This window comes from Planktothrix serta PCC 8927 (assembly GCF_900010725.2).
Classification (GTDB): domain Bacteria; phylum Cyanobacteriota; class Cyanobacteriia; order Cyanobacteriales; family Microcoleaceae; genus Planktothrix; species Planktothrix serta.
The window spans coordinates 231749-251344 of record NZ_LR734865.1 but is presented as its reverse complement, the minus strand read 5'-3'; the positions used below and the strand labels follow the sequence as shown (position 1 = coordinate 251344).

18 protein-coding genes and 1 tRNA gene are annotated in these 19596 nt (G+C 40.3%); 14 read left to right on the top strand and 5 right to left on the bottom strand.

Translation table 11 applies throughout. The features are described 5' to 3' along the window. Nucleotides 1-94 precede the first annotated feature (94 nt). From PL8927_RS10365 to PL8927_RS10350, 4 genes are all read left to right on the top strand, one after another. On the top strand, nt 95-1249 hold the full coding sequence (locus PL8927_RS10365) for an iron-containing alcohol dehydrogenase family protein (RefSeq protein ID WP_083620828.1): 1155 nt from the start codon (nt 95-97) through the stop codon (nt 1247-1249). Nucleotides 1250-1431: 182 nt separating this feature from the next. Then, nucleotides 1432-2634: an aspartate aminotransferase gene (locus tag PL8927_RS10360; RefSeq protein WP_083620826.1), complete on the top strand. Its 1203-nt coding sequence runs from the start codon at nt 1432-1434 to the stop codon at nt 2632-2634. Nucleotides 2635-2806: 172 nt separating this feature from the next. Then, nucleotides 2807-4003 (top strand): class I SAM-dependent methyltransferase, encoded by a 1197-nt coding sequence (locus tag PL8927_RS10355; protein WP_083620824.1) that lies wholly within the window; start codon nt 2807-2809, stop codon nt 4001-4003. A 446-nt stretch (nt 4004-4449) separates the two neighbouring features. Further along, nucleotides 4450-5133, top strand: coding sequence for a PEP-CTERM sorting domain-containing protein (locus PL8927_RS10350; RefSeq protein WP_083620822.1), 684 nt, complete (start codon nt 4450-4452; stop codon nt 5131-5133). A 302-nt stretch (nt 5134-5435) separates the two neighbouring features. Here the strand turns inward: PL8927_RS10350 and PL8927_RS10345 are convergent. The 4 genes from PL8927_RS10345 to PL8927_RS10330 form a co-directional block, all read right to left on the bottom strand. Then, a tRNA-Thr gene (locus PL8927_RS10345) sits at nt 5436-5508 on the bottom strand. A gap of 324 nt (nt 5509-5832) precedes the next feature. Continuing rightward, a complete protein-coding gene (locus PL8927_RS10340; RefSeq protein WP_407947397.1) occupies nt 5833-6843 on the bottom strand; it encodes a tetratricopeptide repeat protein in 1011 nt (336 codons plus the stop codon). Between the two features lie 141 nt (nt 6844-6984). Then, a complete protein-coding gene (pyk, locus tag PL8927_RS10335; RefSeq protein ID WP_083620817.1) occupies nt 6985-8766 on the bottom strand; it encodes a pyruvate kinase in 1782 nt (593 codons plus the stop codon). 241 nt (nt 8767-9007) lie between these two features. Next, entirely contained in the window at nt 9008-9805 is a 798-nt protein-coding gene (locus PL8927_RS10330; RefSeq protein ID WP_083620815.1) for a COP23 domain-containing protein, read from the bottom strand. Between the two features lie 134 nt (nt 9806-9939). On the opposite strand from PL8927_RS10330, the gene crtR reads away from it, so the two are divergent. The 4 genes from crtR (at nt 9940) to PL8927_RS10310 (ending at nt 12254) form a co-directional block, all read left to right on the top strand. Further along, nucleotides 9940-10836: a beta-carotene hydroxylase gene (gene crtR / locus PL8927_RS10325; RefSeq protein ID WP_083620813.1), complete on the top strand. Its 897-nt coding sequence runs from the start codon at nt 9940-9942 to the stop codon at nt 10834-10836. Between the two features lie 111 nt (nt 10837-10947). Beyond that, complete coding sequence (gene lepB / locus PL8927_RS10320; RefSeq protein ID WP_083620812.1) at nt 10948-11532, top strand: signal peptidase I; 585 nt, start codon at nt 10948-10950, stop codon at nt 11530-11532. A gap of 79 nt (nt 11533-11611) precedes the next feature. Further along, nucleotides 11612-11920, top strand: coding sequence for a hypothetical protein (locus PL8927_RS10315; protein ID WP_231505977.1), 309 nt, complete (start codon nt 11612-11614; stop codon nt 11918-11920). After that, on the top strand, nt 11913-12254 hold the full coding sequence (locus tag PL8927_RS10310; protein ID WP_083620811.1) for a type II toxin-antitoxin system PemK/MazF family toxin: 342 nt from the start codon (nt 11913-11915) through the stop codon (nt 12252-12254). The genes PL8927_RS10315 and PL8927_RS10310 overlap by 8 nt, the downstream gene beginning before the upstream one ends. Before the next feature lie 19 nt (nt 12255-12273). Here PL8927_RS10310 and PL8927_RS10305 read toward each other — a convergent pair whose 3' ends face one another. After that, entirely contained in the window at nt 12274-12753 is a 480-nt protein-coding gene (locus PL8927_RS10305) for a hypothetical protein (protein WP_083620809.1), read from the bottom strand. Between the two features lie 284 nt (nt 12754-13037). Here PL8927_RS10305 and PL8927_RS10300 point away from each other — a divergent pair, with 284 nt between their 5' ends. The 6 genes from PL8927_RS10300 to PL8927_RS10270 all read left to right on the top strand — a co-directional run bounded on the left by PL8927_RS10300 (nt 13038) and on the right by PL8927_RS10270 (nt 19358). Next, entirely contained in the window at nt 13038-14513 is a 1476-nt protein-coding gene (locus PL8927_RS10300) for an alpha-amylase (RefSeq protein ID WP_083620807.1), read from the top strand. A gap of 1173 nt (nt 14514-15686) precedes the next feature. Then, nucleotides 15687-15884, top strand: coding sequence for a hypothetical protein (locus PL8927_RS10290; RefSeq protein WP_156093154.1), 198 nt, complete (start codon nt 15687-15689; stop codon nt 15882-15884). A gap of 17 nt (nt 15885-15901) precedes the next feature. Then, nucleotides 15902-17050: an ACR3 family arsenite efflux transporter gene (gene arsB, locus PL8927_RS10285; RefSeq protein ID WP_083620802.1), complete on the top strand. Its 1149-nt coding sequence runs from the start codon at nt 15902-15904 to the stop codon at nt 17048-17050. Nucleotides 17051-17054: 4 nt separating this feature from the next. Next, nucleotides 17055-17723 carry an arsenical resistance protein ArsH gene (arsH, locus tag PL8927_RS10280; protein WP_083620800.1) on the top strand — a complete coding sequence of 223 codons (669 nt, stop codon included), beginning with the start codon at nt 17055-17057 and terminating at the stop codon, nt 17721-17723. Nucleotides 17724-17772: 49 nt separating this feature from the next. Beyond that, on the top strand, nt 17773-18168 hold the full coding sequence (arsC, locus tag PL8927_RS10275; protein ID WP_083620796.1) for an arsenate reductase, glutathione/glutaredoxin type: 396 nt from the start codon (nt 17773-17775) through the stop codon (nt 18166-18168). A 728-nt stretch (nt 18169-18896) separates the two neighbouring features. Beyond that, the gene (locus tag PL8927_RS10270) at nt 18897-19358 is read left to right on the top strand and encodes a gas vesicle protein K (RefSeq protein WP_083620793.1); all 462 of its coding nucleotides are present in this window, start codon (nt 18897-18899) and stop codon (nt 19356-19358) included. The last annotated feature ends 238 nt before the right edge of the window (nt 19359-19596 follow it).

The following is a 19596-nucleotide window of genomic DNA, read 5'->3' as shown; positions in this document are numbered from 1 at the left end:
ACACAATAGTTTAAACATTCAGTCAATAATATATACCTGACATCGACCCTAATGCCCTATAATTGACACCTTAGCACCACTGACTAGACTTGCCATGCCTCAAACTTCCTCAACCCAGAACCTAATATCCACTTCGGTTATAAGTTTAAATATTGCTCCCGCCCAAGTTTTACGCGGAAATCATGCCTTAATACAAGCAGGAGAGGCGATCGCAGGCTTTGGTCAACGTCCGCTAATTATTGGTGGCGATCGCACTTTACCCCTTACTATTCAAGCTCTACAACCCATTTTAGAGCGTCATCAGCTCCAATATTCTCAAGCATCCTACGGCGCTGACTGTAGCGAAACGAGCTTAACAGCCCTACGTCAAGCTGTCAGTAACCATAAAGCAGATTTTATTATCGGGACGGGAGGCGGAAAAGCCCTGGATGCGGCCAAACTGATCGCCTATCAATGCCATCTCCCCATCGTGACTATTCCTACTTCTGGGGCGACCTGCGCCGCTTGGACAGCCCTTTCTAACGTCTATTCCGAGGATGGGGCGTTTTTATATGATGTCAGTTTAGCCCGGTGTCCCGATTTATTGATTTTGGACTATAACTTAATTCAAACCGCCCCCCAACGGATGTTAGTAGCGGGTATTGGAGATGCGATCGCTAAATGGTATGAAGCCTCTGTCAGTAGCGGACATTCCGATCAAACCTTCATGATTGCTGCGGTACAACAGGCGCGAGTTCTGCGAGATATATTATTACAAAAATCCTTAACCGCGTTACAGGAAAACGGTGGCGAAACTTGGCGGGAAGTCGTGGATGCAACGGTGTTACTTGCTGGAGTTATTGGCGGTATTGGGGGCGCCCAATGTCGTACCGTTGCCGCCCATGCAGTTCATAATGGGTTAACCCATATTGCAGCCAGTCATGGGACTTTACACGGGGAAAAGGTCGCCTTTGGGATTTTAGCGCAATTGCGTTTAGAGGAAATGGTACAAGGCAACCAACTCGCTGCCACCGCTAGACAACAATTATTAAAGTTTTACACGGATTTAGGTTTACCCCAAACCCTGAATGATTTAGGGATGGGTGAAATCACCTTAGCCCAACTGCGACAAGCCACCGACGTTGCTTGTAATGAACGTTCTGATCTTCATCGTTTACCGTTTAAAGTGGTTCCTGAACAGTTAATGGCGGCAATGGTGTCAACTACAGCCCCCATCGTTGAAGTCAAGCTGAAGAATTCAACCCCTTAACTCTTGATCAGAATTAAGAATTAAGAAGGGAAGGAAAAAAGTAGACCCCATCAGGGGAAAATGAAGAATCATTGTTTAGGGTTAGAGATTGAATTATTCAGTTTCAATATCAAAACCCTAAATAAGAATCGATTTTTTTCTGGCTACTGAACACCTTAGTTTTAACCTCACATAATCGACCAATGACATTAGATTGGATTAGCCCTGCTGACCGGATACAAGCCCTACCGCCTTATGTTTTTGCCCGTTTAGATGAATTGAAAGCCAACGCCCGTCAACAGGGCTTAGATTTAATTGATTTAGGCATGGGAAACCCCGATGGCGCCACTCCTCAACCTGTAGTTGAAGCCGCAGTTCAGGCGTTAAGAAATCCGGCAAATCATGGCTATCCACCCTTTGAAGGAACGGCTAATTTTAGACGAGCAATTACCAATTGGTATCACCGTCGTTATGGCGTTTCTCTTGACCCCAATGGCGAAGCTTTACCTCTATTAGGATCAAAAGAAGGATTAGGTCATTTAGCCTTAGCTTATATTAATCCGGGGGATTTAGTGTTAGTTCCTAGTCCTTCCTATCCCGTACATTTTCGCGGGCCAGTCATTGCGGGGGGAAAGGTTCATCCTCTGATTTTGAAGCCGGAAAATGATTGGATTATTGATTTAGGATCGATTCCTGATTCGATTGCTGAACAAGCTAAAATTCTCTATTTTAATTATCCCAGTAACCCCACGGGTGCAACCGCCCCGCGTGAATTTTTTGAAGAAATTGTTGCCTTTGCTCATAAATATCAAATTCTGCTGGTTCATGATTTATGTTATGCTGAATTAGCCTTTGATGGTTATCAACCCACGAGTTTATTAGAAATTCCGGGGGGAAAAGAAATTGGGGTAGAATTTCACACCATGTCTAAAACCTATAATATGGCGGGTTGGCGAGTGGGCTTTGCGGTGGGAAATTCTAAGGTTTTACAAGGGTTAAGAACGTTAAAAACTAATTTGGATTATGGGGTATTTTCAGCGTTACAAACGGCGGCAGAAACGGCTTTAAGTTTACCGGATTCTTATCTGAAAGAAGTTCAAGAACGCTATCGCACCCGCCGAGATTTTTTAATTAAAGGTTTAGCTGAATTAGGCTGGACTGTTCCTAAAACCTTAGCGACGATGTATTTATGGGTTCCCTGTCCAGAGGGGATGAATTCAACGGATTTTGCTCTAACAGTCTTACAACAAACGGGTGTTGTTTTTACTCCTGGAAATGCTTTTGGAATGGGTGGAGAAGGCTATTTTAGAATTAGTTTAATTGCAGATTGCGATCGCTTGGGAGAAGCCTTAAAACGCTTAAAAGATGCCAATATTCGGTATCAACCTGAAGCTGTTTCTGTTTAAATCCGATTCGTTGTTGTGCTTTTCTAAGGGGTGCTAAAGCACAACAACGAGGAAATAATTAGAGCAGTTGGTGCTGGTATTTTTAATTTTGTTAAGCATAATTTAACCACAAAGACACAAAGACACAAAAGTTGTTGTAAACACGCTTCCTATTCATTGCTATAATTGGATTATGGATGATCAAAACAATCTGAATTTATGCCGTTTTATTGCTCAAGAAATTAAGGGAAATCCTCAAAATAGAATTAGCTTTGCTGATTATATGAACTGGGTTTTATATCACCCAGAATATGGATATTATAGTGTAAATAAACCGAAACTAGGAGCAGAAGGAGATTTTGTTACCTCTCCCTATTTAGGATCAGACTTTGGAGAAATGTTAGCAGAACAATTTTTTCAAATGTGGGAAATTCTGGATCGTCCTAACTCCTTTACTTTAGTAGAAATGGGCGCAGGACAGGGAATATTAGCCAGCGATATTCTGTTATATTTACAAAAAAAATATCCTACATTTTTTAAATGTTTAAATTATATTATTATCGAGAAATCTAATTTTCTCAAAGCTCAACAAAAACATCAAATCCAAAAAAAACTCGCTGATTTTGTATCAATTCAATGGTGTGACCTTGAGGATATTCCTAATAACACTATTAGGGGGTGTTTTTTCTCTAATGAATTAGTCGATGCTTTTCCTGTCCATCAAGTTATCGTTCAAAATCATCAACTTCAAGAAATTTATATTACATTAGATTCTCAAACTCCATCAGAGATTAAATTTGAAGAAACCATTGGTCAACTTTCTAGCGTAAAAATTACAGACTATTTTAAATTAATTGATATTGATTTATGTTCTAATACTTATCCAGAAAGCTATCGAACAGAAGTTAATTTAGTTGCTTTAGACTGGATTAAAACCTTATCATCTAAACTCAATCAAGGTTTTATTCTTACCCTTGATTATGGTTATCAAGCCCAACGATATTATCTTCCTAGTCGTCGGGAAGGAACCTTACAATGTTATTATCAACATTGCCATCATAATGATCCTTATCTGAATATTGGTCGCCAAGATATTACCGCCCATGTTAATTTTACCGCCTTACAACTTTATGGGGAAAACTGGGGAATTAATTCTGTTGGGTTGACACAACAGGCTTTATTTTTAATGGCTTTAGGGTTAGGCGATCGCATTGCGGCTTTATCCCAACCCTCAGAATATTCTCTTTCCGAAGTATTACAACGAAGAGAATGCTTACATTCTTTAATTGATCCGATGGGGTTAGGTAACTTTGGCGTCCTCCTACAATCTAAAGGCTTAAGTCCATCTCAACAACAGATTCCACTCAAAGGGTTGAATTTCCCCATTTAACCCTCTAGTCAGGGTTTTTCAAGGATTTAATGGCTAAAACCAGCGATGACGGTCACAAAATATCATGGGGATACTCGTCTTTTTGCGGATATTGCGGATATAAAAGTATTTTTTATTACCAGTATATGGATAGATTTGTCCGCCGTCTTGTGATCTAACTCACAACTTTTGCATCTAAAAATTGATCAGACTTCTACTAGATAGAAAGCCTACACATCTTTTACCTAGGTTTTTTCGGGGAATTTAATCGTATCTTTATATTTGTATCGACCCACGATAAAAGTTTTGTAAAAATAACCAATATTGGCAAAAACCTATAGACAAATCTCCACTGATTGCGTCATATTGGTAACAAGGTAGAACCAAGAAATCAAGAACGCCCAAGTTCAAGACCCTTGTTTCTACCCCAGGTTACTAGACCACAAAACATAAAGGATGAGGCTGAGATGAAAACCCCACTATCTAAAATTATCGGTTCTACTATATTAGCCACTGGAGTTGCCCTTTCCTTCATTGCAGCACCCGCACAAGCAGTTAAGATCTCAGGCGGTGGCGGTGGCGATGACACTGGTGGTGTACTCAGTCAATGTAGTACCAGTGATATCTCATTAGGAGGGGTATTAGGGGATTTGGTCGATGCTACCGCTTGTAAAGGTGCTTTTGGAGAAAATGATACAGGCAAACAAGGCACTTTACTAGGGAAGCTCGATGCAGGTTTATTTGCTACCGAATTTGATAATAATGAAGAAGTCAGTTGGTCATTATTAGCTAAATCTGACGAAACCAATAATTTATTTGATGCGAAAGAAAACTTCAATACAGGCGATTGGAGTTTCAAACAAGCACTCTCAACCGATACATTTGTCTTGAGCTTAAAGAGCAGTACCGGATACAGTGCTTATCTGTTCAAAGACTATGATTGGACAAAAGGTTTAACTGGAATATTCAATACCATCGGTGTTTCGACTAACAAAGGTCAAGGTCAAGCTCTGTCTCACGCTTCCTTATTTGCAGCGAACGTGACAACTGTGACTCCTCCTCCCGTGGAAGTTCCTGAACCTGCTACACTCGTTGGTTTAGGTTTAGCCTTCGGTGGAATGCTGGCTTCTCGTCGTCGTCAATCTCACTAAGAAACGATGATTAAATTAGTTAGTCAAAACATCTCAAGGTTTACGTTAATTTCTGTCTCACACTGTTGAGACCCTCAGCCTTTATTTCATCCAATATAGTAGCGGTTCTCATCACACCGCTACTTTGTTTTCAAAAATATACAGATTCAAGTCTGGGTAAAACCAAAACTATTAACTGCTATTAAAATACTAATTTAGGGTGCATTTGCTAATTAAAAACATAAAAATATTAAGCTACCCTCATTCATCTAAATCAGAGTTTATATAATAATAGTGAACCTTTGGGCAGATTAAAACTTAAAAGCTGCTTATCGGACTCGAACCGACGACCTGTTCATTACGAGTGAACCGCTCTACCAACTGAGCTAAAGCAGCAAAAATGCAATATCAGTACAATAGTACATTATAGCAAAACTTAATTTCAAATGTCAAGTTTTTTCGGGCAAACTATAGAAATCCGCGCTTTCGAGACGGAGGTTGTAATATTTTATCGTAGGGGTTGGGTCTCCCAACCCTCTTGGCTGGGTTGGGAGACCCAACCCCTACAGATTTTTATCACAATTCCTACACGGATTGCTATAGAGAAACTTGTGATAGGCAATAGGCAATAGGCAATGGGCAATGGGCAATGGGGAAAATTTCATCTGCTCTCTAAATTATCGGTAGCAAACATTAAAGAAAGATGGAATATTAATTTTTTCAACCTCTCCCTAACTGCCGCAACCACCGCCAAAAACGACGAATTTGCAGGTTTAACCAATGCCAAAAACCTTGAGATTGAGGGGCAGACAAGGGAGACGGTGAGGTTAATTCTTGAATGGCATTATCGCACTCTTGCACATCGGCATCAAGTCCCAGATTTTGAGACAATTCACGGGAATTTCGATAAGCACCCAGAGCATCTTCACAACGATTAAGTTTTTTAAGAGTATTTCCAGTATTAAACCAAGCATTTGCTTGACCCCGAATATCACCGATTTCCTGTGCAATTTCTAACCATTGCTGATAGAAATCGATTGCGTGTTGGTATTGCCCTAATGATTTGTAAGCATTGCCCAAATTGTTCAGAGAGATAGCAATGCCACCGCGATTGCCGATTTCCTGTGCAATTTCTAACGATTGCTGATGGAAATCGATTGCTTGTTGGTATTGCCCTAATGAATGGTAAGCACTGCCCAAACCTCCCAGAGAGGTAGCAACGCCACGGCGATCGCCGATTTCCTGTTCAATTTCTAACGATTGCTGATGGAAATCGATCGCTTGTTGGTATTGCCCTAATGATTTGTAAGCAATGCCCAAATTTCCCAGAGAGGCAGCAACGCCACCGCGATCGCCGATTTCCTGTGCAATTTCTAAGGATTGCTGATAGAAATCGATTGCTTGTTGGTATTGCCCTAATGAATTGTAAGCATTGCCCAAATTTCCCAGAGAGGCGGCAACGCCACGGCGATCGCCGATTTCCTGTGCAATTTCTAACCATTGCTGATAGAAATCAATTGCCCGTTGGTATTGCCCTAATGAATAGTAAGCATTGCCCAAACCTCCCAGAGAGTTAGCAACGCCACCGCGATTGCCGATTTCCTGTGCAATTTCTAACGATTGCTGACAGAAATCGATTGCTTGTTGGTATTGCCCTAATGAATTGTAAGCATTGCCCAAATTGTTCAGAGAGGTAGCAACGCCACTGCGATTGCCGATTTCCTGTTTAATTTCTAAGGATTGCTGATGGAAATCGATCGCCCGTTGGTATTGCCCTAATGATTGNGCGATCGCATTTAAGAGGGGCGGGTTTAGTTAGATTATTGATCAGAATTGAAGATAATTACAGAACCCGCCCCTACATTTTGTTGTTTAAAGGTTATCTGGCATAGAACCACTATTAGCGCCCGAATAAACGATCCCTCGCTCCATGTCTAACGTCAGAATCACACCATCTCGAATCAAGCGAGTGGCATTCTTCACACCGACAATTACAGGTACCCCTAAACGTAAACCAATAATCGCCGCGTGACTGGTCAAACTATCGGCTTCTGTCACCACACCCACCGCCTTTCGCATCACATCAACAAAATCAGCGCTGGTTTGGGGAGTGACTAAAATTTCCCCGACATTAAAATCGCCCAATTCCCCCGCACTGCGGGCAACACGCGCTCGTCCGGTTACGCAGCCTTGACCCACGGCCGTTCCTTTCCCCAAGGCAGCCGTTACCACTTCTACCTTAATTAAATCTGTAGATCCTGCCACCCCTTGTAAGGTTCCGGCCGTGGTTACGACTAAATCCCCATCCGCTAGGAGATTTTTTTCTCTGGCTACAGTCACCGCCGCTTGGAAAGTCTGGTCAGCCGAAGGTAAATCTAACACCAATAGTGGTTTTACCCCCCAAACTAAACTTAACTGTCGCGCGACTTCAACGTGAGGCGTAATCGCTAAAATCGGGGTTTGGGGTCGGAATTTAGACACATTTCGGGCAGTAGACCCGGTTTTAGTTAAGGTCATAATTGCCGCCGCGTTCAACTGGTGAGAAATTTGGGCTACGGCCTGACTAATGGCATTAGGAATTGAACGTCCGGTATCTTCTACCTTAGAAACATTGCGGGTCGCACCCTCCTGTTCAATCCTAACTGCAATCCGAGCCATTGTCGCCACCGCTTCTACAGGATAGTTACCCACGGCCGTTTCGTTGGAAAGCATCACCGCATCAGTGCCATCCAAAATCGCATTCGCCACATCGGAAATTTCCGCCCGGGTCGGTCGGGGATTATTCACCATGCTATCCAACATCTGAGTCGCGGTAATGACTGGAATTCCCATGCGGTTTGCGGTGATAATTAACCGTTTTTGTAAAATTGGCACGTCTTCGGCGGGAAGTTCTACCCCTAAATCTCCTCGCGCCACCATCACCCCATTACACAAAGCTAGAATTTCTTCCATTTGTTCAATCGCTTCGTGTTTTTCAATTTTGGCAATCACGGGAACATCTTTCCCCGCACTGGCAATTAATTCTTTAATTTCTAATACATCTTGGGGATTTCTAACGAAACTTAAAGCCACCCAATCAACCCCTTGATCTAAACCAAACATTAAGTCTTTTCGGTCTTTTTCAGTTAAGGCTTTAATCGATAGATAAACCCCCGGAAAATTCACCCCTTTACTATTAGAAAGAGTTCCCCCGACAACAACACGACAATATAAGCGCCCTTTTTGCGGTTCGACTTTCTCAACGAACATTTCAACTTTGCCGTCATCGAGGAGAATAACGGCTCCTTCTGGGACTTCATCGGCTAAGGGTTTGTAGGTGACGGAGGACATTTCTTGAGTTCCGAGGATATCTTCACTGGTGAGAATAAACTGATCCTCTCGGTTCAGAATAATCGAACCGTTCTCAAATTTGCCTAATCGAATTTTTGGGCCTTGCAGGTCTTGTAAGATGCCGACGGGTTGATTCAGTTCAAAGGCCGTTTGCCGAATCATCCGAATACTCCGTTGGTGATCCTCGTGAGTATTATGGGAAAAATTCAAGCGCAGAGTCGTTGCACCCGCTTCAATCAAGGCGCGGAGAACTTCAGGCTTCTGGGTAGCAGGGCCGATTGTAGCGACTATTTTAGTTCGGTGCAGTAGATTTTGCGGTTGCATGACTCAATAAAAATCTAAGGAATTACCTGTAGAGACGAGCCAGGGCGCGTCTCTCTACAGATCATAAAGAGAATTTAACCATGTCAAGGACACACAACGATAAAGAATTCAGAATTGGGTAATTAGGAATTACGAATTACGAATTACGAATGGGTAATGGGTTTTGGGTAAGCATCCAAAAGGGTGATTAGGAAATCGCCCCATCCCTATTCCCTGTTCCCTGTTCCCTGTTCCCTGTTCCCTATTTTGGAAAATAACGGGGGTTTAAGCGTGATCCGGTGCCCCCATCATTAGCATCGAGGAATTGACGCAGGGGAATTCCTTGGGATTTGGGACGATTTCGGGAACCGCCTAAAACGCCTCGAATGATGTCTCCGGTACTTTTTTCATCGACGAGGGTATAGACGCCTTGGGTGCTTTGGCCACTATCGGCAATCACTAGGTTTTGGAAAATGCGATCGCGGACTAATAAGGGATCTTCCCCAGGAGGAACCGTTAATACAATCCGACATTGAGGAATATCTTCGGTTGTGGCGCAGAGGGTGTTATAACCGTTCTCAATCGCTGTAGTCATTTCTAATAAGCCATCGGGACGATAGGACTCTAAACGGCGGCTAATTTCTGCACAACGCCGTTCTGGTGTCCAGCCTCCCCCCATATTACTCGGAACCGCCCAAGCATAGCCTTGATTCGGTTGACTGACGGGATAATACATGACTGTATATTGACCGCCAATGACTTCACATCGAAACCGAGCAATATCTGTTTCCCCGGTTTCGACTTCCACTTGAGGAATAGGCGTTTCCTGGGTCGGAGCCTGGGGTTGCGGGGTGGGAATTTGTGTTGTATTGCTGGGAGGATTAGCGGTCGGTTGTTGGGGTTGACCATTGTTGCGTCGCAGTTCTAGCAAATCGTTCAAACTGGGTAAAGAGGGCCACCGAGGTTGAGCATTAGCTCTGGTCGCAGAACCCAGCAGTGATAGAGTAAGGGATAAACTAATCAGTCCGAGTAAGGATGTACGGAGTCGTGAGCGAGACATAAATATTTTCTCCTGGGGATAATCGTGTTATTTTAGGCAGTTAGGTTTGGATTTAGTAATTTTAGAATTCTTTACAATTTGTTACTTGTCTCATAAAATACTCAGGTGTGAAACTTCAAGGAGTGCAAACTGTAATGTCGGAGGCAAGCAAGCCACTGACAGTCCCCAAAGAATACCTCACCGCAGAGGGTGGCTTTAACACCACGCTACTCATGTTTTTAGGCGCGGTAGTCATGGTGATCTGTTCCACATTTGGATACTGGCGTTGGGGTTGGCCAGACTGGTGTTGTTTTTTGATTAATGTTTTGGCACTGCACCTTTCAGGTACAGTGATTCATGACGCATCCCATAATGCAGCCCACAAAAACCGCATTCTGAACGCGGTATTGGGACATGGTAGTGCTTTAATGTTAGGGTTTGCTTTTCCCGTATTTACACGGGTTCATATCCAACATCACTGCCATGTTAATGATCCAGACAATGATCCCGATCATTTTGTTTCCACAGGTGGGCCTCTGTGGTTGATCGCGGCGCGATTCTTTTACCATGAAGTGTTTTTCTTCAAACGCCAACTCTGGAAAAAATATGAACTTCTGGAGTGGTTTTTGAGTCGTTTATTTGTAGCGACAATTGTTGCTATCTCGATTCATTATAACTTCCTTGGCTATATTCTAAACTTCTGGTTTTGTCCGGCGTTAGTCGTGGGGATAGCCTTGGGTTTATTCTTTGATTATTTACCCCATCGTCCTTTTCAAGAACGGGGTCGCTGGAAAAATTCTAGGGTGTATCCGAGTTCAATTTTAAATCTGTTAATTTTGGGGCAAAATTACCATCTGATTCATCATTTATGGCCCTCCATTCCTTGGTATTATTACAAGCCAACTTATGAATTTATGAAGCCCCTATTAGATGAGAAAGGTTCCCCCCAAACTGTGGGAATCCTCGGCGGAAAAAAAGACTTTTGGAGTTTTCTCTATGATGTCTTTTTGGGAATTCGTTTTCCTCATCGCAAATCCTCAACGGAAAATTAACTATATACCCATTAAATTTAAGGGGTTAATTATTGAGAATTAAGAATCGAAATTCAGCTAGGATTCTTAATTCTTAATTTGTTTTTAGAGATGATATTAGGAAAGAAAACAATGAAATCTGAAGAAAAACAAGCTACTCAAAAGCCACAACCTGCAATTACTGAAAAAAGTATTTGGGATCAAATTCGAGAGAATATTGTAATTTTAGCGATCGCCTTGGGATTATCATTATTCATTAGAACGTTTATTGCTGAACCTCGATTTATTCCTTCAGATTCTATGTTCCCGACTTTAGAAATAGGCGATCGCTTAGTAATTGAAAAGGTATCCTATTATTTAGACTCTCCTCAATTTGGCGATATTATTGTATTTAATCCTCCCTCGCAATTACAAGAAATTGGCTATGGAGCCGATCAAGCCTTTATTAAACGAATTATTGGTAAACCCGGTCAAATAGTGGAAGTTAAAAATGGTCGGGTTTATATTGATAATCAGCCGCTATTTGAACGATATATTGCGGAAGAACCTAATTATCAATTACCCCCGGTGAAAGTTCCTGAAAATTCCTATTTTGTTATGGGAGATAATCGCAACGATAGTAATGATTCCCATGTTTGGGGTTTTCTTCCTAAAGAAAATATTATTGGTCGTGCTGTTTTTCGGTTTTGGCCGATTGAACGATTTGGAGGAGTTTAGATTGTTTTAAAAGCTAATTTTTTTAGGTAGAAGGAACCACAAAGGCACGAAGACACAAAGAAAGGGAGAAGCATAGACCTTGACAATTAAAGTAGGATTAGTTAGTATAAAATATGTCTATGATTTAGAGGTAAATGGAGTAACAACATCCAAAACTATGATCAAGCCTCAAATCCTCGAAGCCATTAAGCAAATGCCGAATCAGGAACGCCTGGAGATTATTGAATTTGCGTTGCGGTTAGTGCGCGAAGAAATGGAGAAACCTGAAAAACTCAGCTTAATCAATGCGGCTGAAATAATGCGTTCTTACTATGTAGAAGGCAGTGATTTGACTCAATTTATTGATTCAGGCGATCAAGATTTCTATAAGTATCAGGACTATGCGTAGAGGTCAGATTTGGTTCTATAGTGGCGATCCCAGTGTTGGCGATGAAATTGGGAAAACTCGCCCTTGTGTAATTGTTAGCAATAACGACATCGGTGTTCTTAGGTTAAAGGTTGTTGTACCAATTACTGGATGGAATGACGTATTTGATCAGGTTCCCTGGATGGTAACAATTGAACCGACACTGGAGAATGGGTTGAGTAAGAAATCAGTAGCAGATACCTTTCAGGTGCGTTCAGTTTCACAAAAAAGGCTGATCTCGCAAGTTGGAACTCTTAGCGATCAAATTATGCAAGAGATCAGTGACGCTCTAGCAATTGTTTTAAGTCTCAATTAAATTCTAGTCCTCTAATCATCTAGCTTTCTCCATATTCAATTTCCATGATTTCAGTAATTACTGAACGGAGTTTTCTTTCTGTATCTCGCCAAAGTGGCCATAAATCTATTGAACGTCCTACTAATCGTAGATAATCCTCAAAATGAGAGGAAAAAACTTTGTAATATCCATCACTATTAGGTTCTATTAATCCATACCTCATAAATTTTTCTGCATCAAATTTAGTAACTGTAATTAAAGGCCCAAATAAAATTTGAAGCAATTTATCAAGAGAACTATCTTCTTTAAGAATATCTATTAAATTATCATAATATTTTAAAAATTCAGATGTAGATTCTTGCAGAGTTTGCTCTAAATTATACTGGTGACTATTTAACCATGAGTTAGCTAATTCAAATGCTAAAGCTGAAGCCAAGTGTGGATGCCCTCCTGTATTATCCCAGATAAATTTAAAAGACTCATGAGTAACATCAAAACCGATTTTTTGTAATTTATTCAATAAGTTTCGCAGTTCTTCTTGATTAAAACATCGGAGAGTTTCATCTTTAAAAATACCGGGAAGATTAGAGATATCAGAATCAGCTTGGTTAGCAATTTCAGATAAAGAACGTCTTGAAACTGTGACTAAACGGTAACTTCAATACCAATCCGAACGCTGTCTTGGATGTCTTCTATATTCATGTTTTCAATAAAGGTGCAATCATACCCTTTTATCCCATTTACATTAGATTGTATCAAAGATAGACTCAATCCATATTCACTATTTTATATCAATCAGGGAACATGGCAAAAATTAACGGTGTGATGATGCAGTATTTCCACTGGTATCTTCCTGCTGATGGAAGCCTGTGGAATCAAGTCAAAAACAACGCCCAGGAGTTAGCGGATGCAGGAATTACGGCTTTATGGTTGCCACCTGCTTACAAAGGAACAGGAGGCGGGATGGATGTGGGATATGGGGTTTATGATATTTATGATTTGGGAGAATTTGATCAAAAAGGATCAATTAGAACGAAATATGGCACTCGTCAACAATATTTAGATGCCATTAATAGCTTACATCAAGCAGGAATTGAAGTTTATGCTGATACAGTATTAAATCACAGAATCGGGGCAGATGGAACAGAAGTCGCCAAAGCAACTTCTTTCCCCCAATATGATCGAAAAAATCCTAAAGGAGATTTACGAGATATTAACGCTTATACTCTGTTTAACTTTCCGGGTCGTCAGGGAAAATATTCTCAATTTGAGTGGCATTGGTGGCATTTTGATGCCGTTGATTATGATGAATATAGCAAAGAATCGGGAAGCGTTTATTTATTTGAAGGCAAAACTTTTGATGATTATGTTGCTTTAGAAAATGGCAATTTTGCTTATTTAATGGGTGCGGATTTAGATTTCCAACACGAGGAGGTTAGAACTGAAATTACAAACTGGGGAAAATGGTATCTCGACACAACAAATGTGGATGGATTTCGCTTAGATGCGATTAAACATATTGCAGCTTGGTTTTTCCCTAATTGGTTAGATGAAATGGAAAAATATGCAGGTCGGGAACTTTTTACTGTTGGGGAATATTGGGCACCTGATACTAGCGTATTAAATTGGTATTTAGACACCGTAGGTCAACGAATGTCGGTATTTGATGTTAGCTTACATTACAATTTCCATTATGCGAGTAAAGCTGGAGGATATCATGATATGCGGACAATTTTGGATGGAACATTAGTCAAAGACCGTGCCATGAATGCCGTTACTTTTGTTGAAAATCATGATTCTCAACCGTTACAAGCCTTAGAATCTGTCGTTGAACCTTGGTTTAAACCCCTAGCTTATGCTATAATATTGTTACGTCAAGAGGGTTATCCTTGTATTTTTCATGCCGATTATTACGGTGCAGAATATGAAGATAGAGGACGGGATGGGAATACTTATAAAATCGTTTTACCCTCCCATAAACAGTTTATTGATCAGTGTCTTGATGCGCGTAAAAATTACGGCTACGGCCCTCAATATGACTATTTTGATCACCCCGATATTATTGGTTGGACTCGCTTAGGAGACGAACAACATCCGAAAGCAATGGCGGTGATTTTAAGTGATGGCCCAGAAGGAATTAAACCGATGGAAGTCGGGAAACCGAATACTAAATTTTATGACCTGACAGGGAATATTCAAGAGCCCATTGAAACGAATGATTCCGGTTGGGGTGAATTTTCTTGTAAGGGGGGTTCGGTTTCTATTTGGGTTCAGGAATAGCCATTAAATATTAAGATTTTGACTTAGGTTTCAGTCGAGGAATCTGTTGGCTACTATAAGTTAAAGGGTAGTCAACTTTTCCTATTTTTGGCTTTTGCCACCAAGAAGGCGGTTTACTATAAGAAATTGACATGGTTTTACCATCGGGAGAAACTTTATAAATCCATTGACGATCTTCACAAATTGAGGTTTCTAGTCCAGGAACTTTCTCCGGCCATTTGCCTTGTTTTACAGCAATTTCCTTGACTTGTATAATCTTGAGTGTTAGTTCCCAATCAATTAATTGTCGGAATAATATCGGCCATCGATTTGTTAATAATGATTCCTCACCTTTCATCAAATTCCATGATTCTAGAGGTTGTTCATATTGTTTTTTAAATTTCTCAGGATCAAAATCACAAAAATTTTTATTAGGGATAGATTGAAAAAATAAATGTCTTTTTCTAAAAAGATCAATCGCTGAAAACGTTCCGTAAGGTTTATGGAATAAATAAATAAATTGAGCAAAAGTATTTTGGGATTGGTTATCATCGTTATCATCTTGATTGATAATTTTAAGGTAAATTGACAAATTAGAAAAGTAAATTAACAAATTAGATAAACTATTATATGCAGCCCATACTTCCATCTCATTACTGATCAAAAAAGAGTTATAGTAATCTTGATTCAATAACTGATTAATGCGACCTTGCCATTCAGGAGGTACATAATCGAGCTTACGAAATAAACCAATCAAATAAGAATCTATAATTAGAGAAACAAGTTGAGCAATTAATGTGGGTTGTTTTCTGATGGATTCTCGGATTCTCCAACTGAGTTCTAAATTATCTAAAACTTCTTGAATTTGACCTGAACGGATTTTATCTAAACTATCTAAAGCTAAAAATTGTTGTAAATTAGCAAAGGACAAAAAGCTAGGTAAAGGAGTTTCCCAAGTCGCATTCCAATAGATTTCAGTATCCAATTGAGGAGGATCACTCGTTAAAATTTGATGGCGANTATGCTTATTATCAGGAAAGACCGGGAGATTTAAAAGCATTAGCCGTTGATAATCAGAAAGGTTCTGGGCCGATAAAACCCTCAGCAAATGCAACGGAAGCCGAGAAATATCGACCCCTAGCTCGCCCCTTATTTATCTATGTTAATGCGGTTACGGCTCAAAATAACCCAGCCATGAATGATTTTCTGGATTTCTATATGCAAAAAGCGCCTAAAGTCGTTCAAAATGTGGGTTATATTGCTTTTGATCCTGATGACTACACCAAACTCTATCGTAACTTTCATAAAACTAAAGTGGGGACGGTATTCGGGGGAACATCGGAGTTTAACTTAACCCTCGATGAAGTGTTAGCAAAACGGGCAGAATACTAAATTTTTAAGGAGGTTTAATGAGTGTCAATTCACCTCAAGTTAATTCATCGGCGGTGCAAGCAGGGGGGAAACTGAGTGTTTTTGAAAAATACCTAACAGTTTGGGTGTTTTTATGTATTATTGGGGGCATTATTTTAGGGCGTTTATTCCCCGGAGTTGCCGTTACTTTAGACTCCATGAGCGTCTATCAAATTTCGATTCCGATTGCCATTTGCCTGTTTTTCATGATGTATCCCATCATGGTAAAAATTGATTTTACCCAGGCTGCAAACGCCATCCGCGCCCCTAAACCCGTATTACTAACTTTAGTGGTGAATTGGTTAATTAAACCCTTTACAATGGTGGCGTTTTCTCAATTCTTTTTAGGATGGTTATTTCGTCCTTTAATCACCGGAACAGAACTGATCCGAGGTCAGGAAGTTTCCTTAGCAAATTCCTATATTGCCGGAACTATTTTATTAGGAATTGCTCCCTGTACGGCGATGGTTTTGATGTGGGGTTATCTGTGTTATGGGAATCAAGGACATACTTTAGTGATGGTGGCGGTTAATTCCTTAGCGATGTTATTTTTATATGCACCGTTAGGGCGTTGGTTACTCGCAGCCAACGATTTAACTGTTCCTTGGCTAACGATTTTTTTATCGGTTGTAATTTATGTGGGATTACCTTTAGCTGCGGGAATGTATAGCCGATATTGGATTTTCAAGCATAAAGGAAAAGCTTGGTTTGAACGAGAATTTCTGCATTATTTAAGCCCTATTTCCATCTCCGCACTGTTAATTACTCTGGTATTACTATTTGCCTTTAAAGGGGAATTGATTGTTAACAATCCATTTCATATTCTGTTAATTGCAGTGCCTTTATTTGTGCAAACCAATTTTATCTTTGTGATTAGCTATGTGATCGCTTTAAAACTGAAACTGTCCTATGAAGATGCCGCACCTGCCGCATTAATTGGGGCGAGTAATCATTTTGAAGTTGCGATCGCCACAGCCGTAACCTTATTTGGTTTAAATTCGGGTGCAGCTTTAGCAACCGTTGTGGGGGTATTAATTGAAGTTCCTGTGATGTTAATGTTGGTCGAACTTTGTAAAAAAACCGCCTTTTGGTTTCCCAGAGAACCCCAAAAAGCCAGCTTACTTGATCCTCGTTGTTTAAAGGTTTAAATCAATGAGTCAGTTTGATCATCCACCCCGAATTCTGTTCTTATATGGTTCTTTGCGAGAACGTTCCTACAGTCGTTTATTAGCAGAAGAATCCGCCCGAATTATACAAGAATTGGGTGCAGAAGTCAGGTTTTTTAACCCGCGAGAATTACCGATTTATGGAAGTGTACCGGATACTCACCCTAAAGTTCAGGAGTTACGCGAATTGAGTTTGTGGTCTGAAGGACAAGTTTGGTCAAGTCCAGAATTGCATGGTCAAATTAGTGGGATTATGAAAAATCAAATTGATTGGATTCCTCTCAATATTGGCGCTGTTAGACCCACTCAGGGAAGAACTTTAGCGGTGATGCAGGTTAGTGGGGGTTCCCAATCTTTTAATGCTGTTAATACCCTGAGAATTTTAGGTCGTTGGATGCGAATGTTTACCATTCCGAATCAGTCTTCAGTAGCTAAAGCTTACCAAGAATTTAACGAAGACGGGACGATGAAAGATTCCCCTTATCGAGATCGGGTTGTTGATGTTATGGAGGAGCTTTACAAATTTACGGTATTACTGCGAGATCAGGTTAATTATCTCACCGACCGTTACAGTGAACGCAAAGAAAAAGGGATTCAAGAAACCCTAAGTGATATTAGCAAAACGGTTAACAAAGTCCATCTTGATCGAATGTAAAACATTGAGCTTTTCGAGTTTTTAACGTTTATCAATTAGGAGATTGAACATGAAAAAAGTGATGTTTGTTTGTAAAAGAAATTCTTGTCGTTCTCAAATGGCGGAAGGATTTGCTAGAACATTAGGAGAAGGAAAAATTGCCGTTACCAGTTCGGGTTTAGAAGCCAGTCGGGTTCATCCTACTGCAATTCAAGTTATGAATGAAATTGGGATTGATATTACCAGTCAAACCTCTGATCCCTTAAGTAATTTCCAAGCGGAAGATTATGATGCGGTAATTTCTCTCTGTGGTTGTGGTGTGAATTTACCGGAAGATTGGGTAATGCAAGAAGTTTTTGAAGATTGGCAATTAGATGATCCCGACGGACAACCGTTAGAAACCTTTCATCGAGTTAGAGATGAAATTAAAGTCCGAGTTCAAGGGTTAATTGATGCCTTGAGTTGAACGGTCAGGGTGGGTTTTCTCTATTTGACTCACCCTGAATTTTATCGGATTTTGTTAAGGGTTAATTTAAGCAATTACGCCATTAATTTTCCTTTAATAAATTGAGCCTTTGGTAATAAAACCTAAACAGAGAACTCTTTTCCTACCTGTTCCCTGTTCCCTACTATATATAATTATTCTCGATCTCATCTCTGAAATTTTGTTCAGCTTTTCTAATCAATTTATCAATATTGTTTTGTTTTTTTAAAGATTGTCAGGAAATCCTGATATTTTATTAAAAATATTTCTCAAATAGTTGACGAGATCATGGGGGTTCTGTTATACTATAAAAAACAGCACCCAAGGGGTTATTGTGTCTAGGGGTCAAAATAGGAGATAGAACCCTGATTCCCTCGTCAAATATCTAGGTTTTCTGACGAAATTCATCCCTGGCGATGCACGGGTTTTTAGAGGGGAAGCTTCAAGCCCAAACCGCTATCTTGACAAAATCAACAATTTGTGCATTAAGAAAAAATAGCGATCGCCATCGAAAGCAGATTTTTCTGTTATACAGTGAAAGTAGCAGTGATTTTCCAATCATATAGCAGTCGCGCCTGGGGTGTTAGGACATAGACTGATGCTAAAACCGTGCGTCGTACACCTCTCTTTTCCTGTTCCCTGTTCCCTGTTCCCTGTTCCCTGCTATAAGAAAACCCTGTTATTCTAGTAGGGTATAACCTTTTAACCGAATGTCATCTTCTGAACCTTCGATAGAAACGAATATTACGCCAAAATCTTCTCGAAAAGATGCAGGTTTAGCACCCTTGGTGTTGACCTTGGTGGAACTAATTCGGCAGTTAATGGAAGCGCAAATCATCCGACGGATGGAAGGGAATACCCTAAGTGAGGAAGAATTAGATCGGGCGGCGGAGAGTTTGCGACAATTAGAAATTCAGGTTTTGCAACTGTGCGAAATCTTTGAAATTGATCCAGAGGATTTGAATATTGAATTATCGGAATTTGGGACATTATTACCCAAATCTGGAACCTATTATCCAGGGGAAACCTCACAACACCCTTCGGTTTTGGAATTATTAGATCGGTTAATGAATACGGGAATTGTTGTCGAGGGAAGTGTAGATTTAGGGTTAGCCCAACTCAACTTAATTCATGCAAAATTAAGATTAGTATTAACCTCTAAACCTCTCTAACTATCCCGTAGGGTGCGTAAGGCGAAGCCGCACGCACCATAACTTTTAATGGTAAATAATTTATTGACAATATTGATAACTTGTTAGGAAATATAAAAGCCTGTTGCTGCTATTCATTATTGATAATTGATGGGTCATATAGGGAATTTTTGATCAAATATTTGGGAGTTGTATTTTACGGTTGATAATGGATGTTGGTGCGTGCGCGTTGCTTACGCATCCTACGGGTTAAATTAGC